Origin of the sequence: Micromonospora sp. NPDC051296 (assembly GCF_040682255.1) — a bacterium.
Classification (GTDB): Bacteria; Actinomycetota; Actinomycetes; order Mycobacteriales; family Micromonosporaceae; genus Micromonospora; species Micromonospora craterilacus.
The window spans coordinates 1-6,970 of sequence record NZ_JBFBAO010000363.1 but is presented as its reverse complement, the minus strand read 5'-3'; the positions used below and the strand labels follow the sequence as shown (position 1 = coordinate 6,970).

6 protein-coding genes are annotated in these 6,970 nt (G+C 71.1%); 1 reads left to right on the top strand and 5 read right to left on the bottom strand.

Annotation, left to right across the window (positions count from 1 at the left end; all coding sequences use genetic code 11):
* Positions 1-114 precede the first annotated feature (114 nt).
* From AB0M52_RS27990 to AB0M52_RS27975, 4 genes are read right to left on the bottom strand one after another with little or no spacing between them, the layout of a single operon-like run.
* A complete protein-coding gene (locus AB0M52_RS27990) occupies positions 115-873 on the bottom strand; it encodes an SDR family oxidoreductase (protein WP_363959734.1) in 759 nt (252 codons plus the stop codon).
* Positions 870-1,568 (bottom strand): methyltransferase domain-containing protein, encoded by a 699-nt coding sequence (locus AB0M52_RS27985; RefSeq protein WP_363959731.1) that lies wholly within the window; start codon positions 1,566-1,568, stop codon positions 870-872. Before AB0M52_RS27985 ends, AB0M52_RS27990 begins: the two co-directional genes overlap by 4 nt.
* Complete coding sequence (locus tag AB0M52_RS27980; protein ID WP_363959728.1) at positions 1,565-2,566, bottom strand: alpha/beta hydrolase; 1,002 nt, start codon at positions 2,564-2,566, stop codon at positions 1,565-1,567. Before AB0M52_RS27980 ends, AB0M52_RS27985 begins: the two co-directional genes overlap by 4 nt.
* 37 nt (positions 2,567-2,603) lie before the next feature.
* Positions 2,604-2,909, bottom strand: a complete 306-nt coding sequence (locus tag AB0M52_RS27975; RefSeq protein WP_363959726.1) for an antibiotic biosynthesis monooxygenase — start codon at positions 2,907-2,909, stop codon at positions 2,604-2,606.
* A 382-nt stretch (positions 2,910-3,291) separates the two neighbouring features.
* On the opposite strand from AB0M52_RS27975, the gene AB0M52_RS27970 reads away from it, so the two are divergent.
* Positions 3,292-3,909, top strand: a complete 618-nt coding sequence (locus AB0M52_RS27970) for a ferritin-like domain-containing protein (protein WP_363959723.1) — start codon at positions 3,292-3,294, stop codon at positions 3,907-3,909.
* Here AB0M52_RS27970 and AB0M52_RS27965 read toward each other — a convergent pair.
* On the bottom strand, positions 3,872-6,790 hold the full coding sequence (locus AB0M52_RS27965; protein ID WP_363959720.1) for an AAA family ATPase: 2,919 nt from the start codon (positions 6,788-6,790) through the stop codon (positions 3,872-3,874). The genes AB0M52_RS27970 and AB0M52_RS27965 overlap by 38 nt on opposite strands.
* Positions 6,791-6,970: the final 180 nt, after the last annotated feature.

The window sequence follows — 6,970 nt, the reverse complement described above, 5'->3', positions numbered from 1 at the left end:
GCCGGTGTCCAGCGCGAGATGCTGCCCGCTGCTCTTGTCGAACCAGCGGGGGCTCATGATAGCTGCCGGTCAGGGGCAAGGCGATGCCGCGCCCTGCCCCTGACCGGTGGGTGCTCAGAGGTTGTAGCCGCCGGAGACCTCGATGTCCTGAGCGGTGATCCAGCGGCATTCTTCGGAGAGCAGCGCCGCGATGAACATGCCGATGTCGTCGGGTTCGCCGAGCCGGCCGAGGGCGGTCTTCGCCGCGAGGCCCGGGATCACCTCCGGGAAGCGCTCGAAGGCGTTGTCGGCGATGCGGGTGCGGGTGGAGCCGGGCGAGACGGAGTTGACCCGGATCCCGCGTGTGCTGAGCTCCTTGGCCAGGTAGCGGGTCAGCACCACCAGAGCGCCCTTCAGGCTGCCGTAGGCGGAGTAGCCGGGTTCCAGACCGGAGTGTCGGGCCGCGTTGCTGGTGGTGTTGACGATCGCGCCGCCGTCGGCCAGCAGCGGCAGCATCGTCTGGGTCAGGAAGTACGGGCCCTTGAGCAGGACTCGCATGAGTGTGTCGAACATGTCCTCGGTGGTGTCCTCGAACATGGCCAGCTGGCCGAAGCCGGCGTTGTTGACGAGGAAGTCGAAGGTGTCCCGCTGCCACGTCTCGCGCAGTGCCGCCGCGACGGCCTCACGAAAGGGCGGAAAGGCCGTGGTGTTGCCGACGTCCAGCGGCAACGCGACGGCCGCGCCGCCGTCCTTCTCGATCATCGCGACCGTCTCCAGCGCACCGGCCTGGTTGCCGTGGTAGGTCAGGATCACCCCGGTACCGCGTCGAGCGAGTTGAACGGCGGTGCTCTGTCCGATCCCGGAGCTGGCACCGCTGACAATGGCGATCTTCATGGTTGACTCACCCGTTCGTTCGTCGACCCAATGGCGGAGGTCGGGAGTGGCGTGCGGGGTCGGCGGCAGTAGTAGACGAAGGCCGGTGGCACGTTGGCCCATACCGTCCGGCTGTGCACGACCTCCTCGAAGCGTGCGCGCAGCATGCGCCGCAGCCGGAGGGCCGGCGGAGCCCACCGCGTGTGCGCGTACGCGAAGGTGGTGAACGCGCCGTCCGGGGCGAGGCTGTCGGTGACCGCGTCGAGCAGGTCGTCCTGGCGGCCCGGCGTGAACGCGGCCCAGGGCAGCCCACTCACGATCACGTCCGCGCGGTCGTGGCCGCGTTGCCTCAGGATGTCGCGCAGGCCGCGGGCGTCGGCGACGGCGACGTCGACCCCGGGGTAGCGGGCGACGAGGCGTTCGGCGAACCGGGCATTGATCTCGATGGCCAGGTGCCGCCCGCGACCGGCCAGCCGCTGCTGGATCGCCGCCGTGAACGCGCCGGTGCCGGGGCCGAGTTCCACGACCAGCGGCTCGCCGGTGCGTGGCACGGTCGCGGTGACCGCCTCGGACAGCGGCCGGCCGCTGGGGGTGAGGGCGGCGACGGTGAACGGGGCGCGGAGAAACTCGCGCAGGAACGCGGCACGGTCCTCGCTGCCCGCCGCTGGTGACGGCGCGGCGGCCGGGTTGGATTGGGTAGCGGCGAGGGCGGTCATGGTGCGGTGCTCGTTCCGACCGCGTGCCGCTCGCCGGCGGAGAGGCCGGACAACAGCCGGGTCAGCCACTTGTTGCGGGTGCGGCGGGCCGCCGCGGAGACGCGGGTGCGGGGGAAGAGGGCGTCGAAGCCGTGGAAGCCGCCGGCCCAGATGTGCAGTTCGGCCTGCCCGCCGGCGGCCCAGATGCGGCTGGCGTAGGCGACGTCCTCGTCGCGGAAGACCTCCGCCGTGCCCGCGTCGATGTAGGTGGGCGGCAGGTCGGAGAGATCCTCGGCCGTGGCGGGCGAGACGTAGTCGGGCACGTCGGCGTCCTGAAGGTCACCGAGCACCGACCGCCACCCGAACTCGTTCATCTCGCGGGTCCACACACCCGGTTCGCCGGAATACTGCCGGCTCGACGTGGTGGTGTTGCGGTGATCGAGCATCGGGCAGATCAGAACCTGGGCGGCGATGGCCGGGGTGCCGCGGTCGCGGGCCATCAGCGTGACGCCGGCGGCGAGGCCACCACCGGCGCTGATCCCGGCGACGATGAGGCGGGCGGGGTCGATGCCCAGTCCGGCGGCGTGCTCAGCGGTCCAGAGCAGGCCGTGGTAGCAGTCGTCGACCAGGGTCGTGCCGGTGGCCTCCGGCGCCAGCCGGTAGTCCACCGTGACCACGACCGCGCCGAAGCGGTCGAGCCATTCGAGCGGGATGTCGATCTGGGAGAAGCGGTCTCCCATGACCATGCCGCCGCCGTGCAGCCAGTAGACGCAGGGCGCCGTCGTGAAGCCGTCGGTCCGTTGCGGGCTGAAGATCGACACCGGAATCTGGGCGCCGTCCGGGCGGGTAATGGTGACCTCGCGCCGCTCGACGGCGCGCCGCTCGAGGAGGGTGTCCACCGGCGTCGAGGGGAGCTGGCGGATCTGCGCGAGCAGTTCGGGGCTGAGTTCGGATGACAGGGGCAGGTCGGCGAGCAGCGTCCGCAGCTCGGGATCGATGCCGGGTCGGGTCAGGGTCATGGTCGGCTCCTGAGGCGTCAGTGGTTGTGGTGGAGGCTCAGAACGTGGGTTTGCCGCCGACGGGGACCGCGTCGGTGTAGTGCGACTCGCCGGCCAGCAGCGGCTGGAGCTGCGCGACGAATGCCTGGGCCTGCTCGGCGGCGAAGAACCGGGCGTGCGCCTCCCGGCTGGTCCAGCCCTCGGCGACGGAGACGACATCCGGGTTCGCGCCGGAGCGGCTGACCAGGAAGACGACGCAGTCCTCGTTCGGCAGCGACGGCGCGTCGAGCAGCAATGCGACCAGCTCGTCACCGCGGCCCGGCTGCGCGGTCATGACGGCGTGGAATCCGTGGTTGACAGTCATGGCGGTATGTCTCCTCGATCCTGTTGAGCTCGCCTGATCTCGGCGGGGGCTGGCTCGGCTGGGGTGTGCTCCACTCTTCGGCGTGGCCCGGTCGCGCTCATCAGTCATCTGTCTGCGACTTTGCGGGTCGCCGCGACCGCTCGATTTAGGCCCTGCGTCGAAGTCCTCGGTCGAGCCGAGGACGTCGACACAGGGCCTGGCAGGCTGACGGCGTCACCGGCGGCCAGCCCGGTCCGTTGGCCCCCCGCTTGTAGGCAGGCCGAGCCGGTCCGGTTGCGTGGCCGGGCTGCGGGCGGGTGCGGCGGATCGCCGGTCGCTGTGGTGGGGCCGTTAGGTCGTTTGACAGATGTACGGCGGTGACCGGCGTTCGACCATCGAATGCATGACGAGGCCTGCCAAGCGGGGACACGCCGGACCGCCGCCACCAGCAGTACGGACGCGCGAGGTTCGCGATCGGGCTCTGTTCGACCTGGACGACGGGCCGGTCACACCGTCGAACCGCGCAGAGCTGACGGCCGTAGCCGGGCTACTGAACGTGTTGCTGGCCAGCCTGCTCGTGTCGTCGCTGCAACACGAGCAGCACGCGCTGCTCGTCCGCGCACCGTCGGATCGGCCGATCGCGCAGTTCCTCCACGCCTGCGCCGACCGTGACCGCGCGGGTGCGCGGCTGCTCGCGGCGCGCATCCGGCAGCTCGGGTTCGCCGCCGACCACGATCCGCAGCACCTGGCCGGCCGCTCCCGGGTGACGTTCCAGACGTTCCCCGACGGCGACCTCGCCGGCATCGTGACCCAGGACCTGGTCGGGGCGCGGATCCTCGTCCAGACATTGCAGGAGGCGGTGCGCTGGGTCGGCGACGACGATCCCACCACCCGACGGCTGCTGGAACGGCTGCTCGAGGAGAAGGAGGCACAGGCCGCCGACCTCAGTGCGCCATGCTCCGGGGCTCGCCGACCGGAGCCGGCTACCGGGGATCAGGGCCGGGCGACAGGGCATCCCTGAGTCCGGCGCGCGAGGCGAGGCCGAGCTTGGGAAAGATCCGGTACAGGTGCGCACCCACAGTGCGGTGCGACAGGTACAGGCGCTCGGCGATCTGCTTGTTGGTCAGACCAGTTGCCGCCAGTTGCGCGATCTGGAGTTCCTGCGCGGTCAGGGCCAGCGGACCACCCGACGGTACGTCGGTGAGCCGGTACTTGGTGGCGCGCAGTTCGGCATGGGTGCGTTCGAGCCACGGCGTGGCAGCCATGGCAACGAATCCGTCGCGCGCGGCCAGCAGGTGCCGGCGGGCATGGGACGCCGACCTGGCCCGGCGGAACTTCTCGCCGAGGACGAGCCGGATCCGGGACGCCTCGAACAGCCATCGCTCCGCCGCCGGAGAGGCCAGCAGCTCCTCCAGCCGCGCCGTCGCCGCCTCGTCATCCTCGACGAGGACCTCCGCTCCCGCCAGGATGAGCGCCATCCGGGTCGACAGCGCGGCAACACCGGCGGACCGCATCGCCTCGACGTGCGCCCTGGCCTCGACCGTCCGCCCGGTCCGGACCGCCGCCTCGACCAGGTCGAACATCACCCAGGTGCAGTGCGGCACATGTGAGGTGAGCACGCCGGGCGGGCTCATGGCGGCGGCATGGCGGAACGCGCCATCCCAGTCGCCCTGGCCCAGGGCGGCCAGGGTGCGCGGGTGGTGGGCGAACAACGCGGCTGCCGACACACCGCGGGGGAGCGCCCAGTGGCTCATCTCGTCGGCGAGGGCGTACGCCTCGTCGAAGCGACCCCGGCCGGCGGCGATGATCGCCCGGTTGTACCGGAAGTACCACGCGAAGAACGAGAAACCGCTCGCTACGCAGACCCGCTGGCCCTCCCGCGCGAGTTCCTCGGCTTCGTCCCAGCGGCCGACGAGGTAGTCGTCCAGGCACAGGTGCATGAGGGCACCGAGATGCCGCCGGGGCGGCCCCCCGTCCCGGCCGTGCTGTACGAGCCGCCAGGACGACTCTCGGCAGTCGGCCAGGCGGTCCAGGTAGACCGAGGCCGTGCCGATCCGCATGATCCGGGTCGGATCGGCGTCGTCCGGCAGCGAATCGAGGATCGCGTCGATCCGCGGCAGCGCCGACGCCCCGGTGCGCACGGGGTCAGGGAAGGTCCTGCTCGCCAGGGCGAGGACCTCGGGCGGCTGCGGTCGCAGCCGACCCAGTGCCTGGTAGAACGGCGCCCAGTACTCGGGGGCGCTGCCGTACCAGCACAACAGCAGCAACGTGTGCATGGCCTCGATCAGCGCAGGATCCTCGGCCCGGTAACCGTGGTCGCCGGTCTCGATGGCCCCGACGAGGAGACGGTGCGCGGTGTTCACGTCACCGTCGCCGTTGAGCATCAGGAAGGCCGCCGCGTTGGCCGCGTGCAGGGAACCGGTGCCGTCCGGCGCTGCGCGGCGCGCATCGGTCAGCAGCGTCCTCGCGTCGTCGATGGCGCCGCTGGCCTCGGCACCGATGTACGCGGCCTCGGCAAGCCGCCGGCCCCGGCCAGAACTCGTCACGCTCAGCTCGGCGGCGCGGATCAGCGCCGCGACGGCGGCGAACGCGTCCCCTCGGAGCATGACGCGATGTGCCGCGTCCTCGAGCAACTCCGCCACCGCCTCGTCCGGTCCGACGGCGGCTGCCGCCAGGTGCCAGGCCCGGCGTTCCTGGTCCCCGCGCAGTGCGTCGGCAAGGGCGATGTGCGCGCTGCGCCGCTCCTCATGGGTGGACATCGCCACGATCGCCGATCGGATCAGCGGGTGCCGGAACGCGATCCGGGCGGTGGCATCATCCACCCGCACAAGCTGCGCCCGCTCCGCCGGGGCGAGGTCGGCAAGACCAGGCTGATCGTCGGGGACGGCGCGCAGGACCCGGATGTCGCCGGTGCCCTCGAACGTCGCCAGCAGCAGCAACTGGCGGGTCGGCTCCGGCAGCTCGGCGATACGGGCGGCGAACATCGCTTGCAGCCGCTCACTGAGCGGCACCACCTCCGGTCGCGCCGTCGTACGGTGGACGGCACCCACCAACGTCGAGGGCAACTCCATCAAGGCCAGCGGATTGCCCTGGGCGAGGTCCAGCAGCCGCTGCCGGATCCGAGGTGTCAGCTGCGGAAAGGTGGCGTCGACCAGTTGCCCGGCCGCCTCGTCGTCGAGCGGCGAAACGACGATCTCGGTCAGTCCCCGCGGATCAAGAAGGCTCGCCGTCCCCGTCCTGGCGGACGCCAACAGGCCAGCCCGGCAACCGTCCAGGCGACGGGCGACGAAGCTGAGCACGACCGCACTTGCCCGGTCGATCCACTGGATGTCGTCGACGAGCAGGACCACCGGTACATCGGCGGCGACCGCCCTGACCAGCAGCAGAGCGGCGTTGCAGACCAGTAACGCGTCCGGCGGCGGACCGGCACGGAAGCCGAGCGCCACCGCCAGGGCCTCCCGCGGACCGGCAGGAAGGCGCTCCAGGTCGGCGTGGACCGGCAGGAGCAACTGGTTGAGGCATGAGTAACTGACGTCGGCCTCGAACTCCGACCCGGAGGCCCGTAACAGTTGCATCTGCGCCGCGAGAGCGAGCTCCGCCGTGGCGGCGATCAGGGAGGACTTGCCGACGCCGGGCTCACCCCGGATCAGCCACGCATCGCCGCGGTTCCATACGCCGGTCACGAAATCGGAAAGCTGCTCAAGCTCGGCGTGGCGGCCGAAGAGCCTGACGCCGATCCGCATCTGGCGGCGCTGCTCGTCGGTCACCTCTGCTCCTCGGGCACAGCCGGACACCTGAACACACATGGAACCAGTCCAAGACCGGTAGCGGCTTGCCCAAAAGTCGCGAAGTCTATCTTGATCCTGCCCGATTCGACCGGGTGCGTGACCCGGGCCCCGCATTCATCCCGCCCTGGTTGGGGGCACCGCCTCGCCAGGGGTTTAATCGCACGCATGGCCCTCGACGAGCTCCGCTGCCTGTTGGCCCGCCACGCCCGACCCGACCTCACCACCGGGATCGAGGATGTGCTGATCTTCAAGGCCGACCGGCCGTACCCGCCGACGCCGGCCATCTTCGGCCGG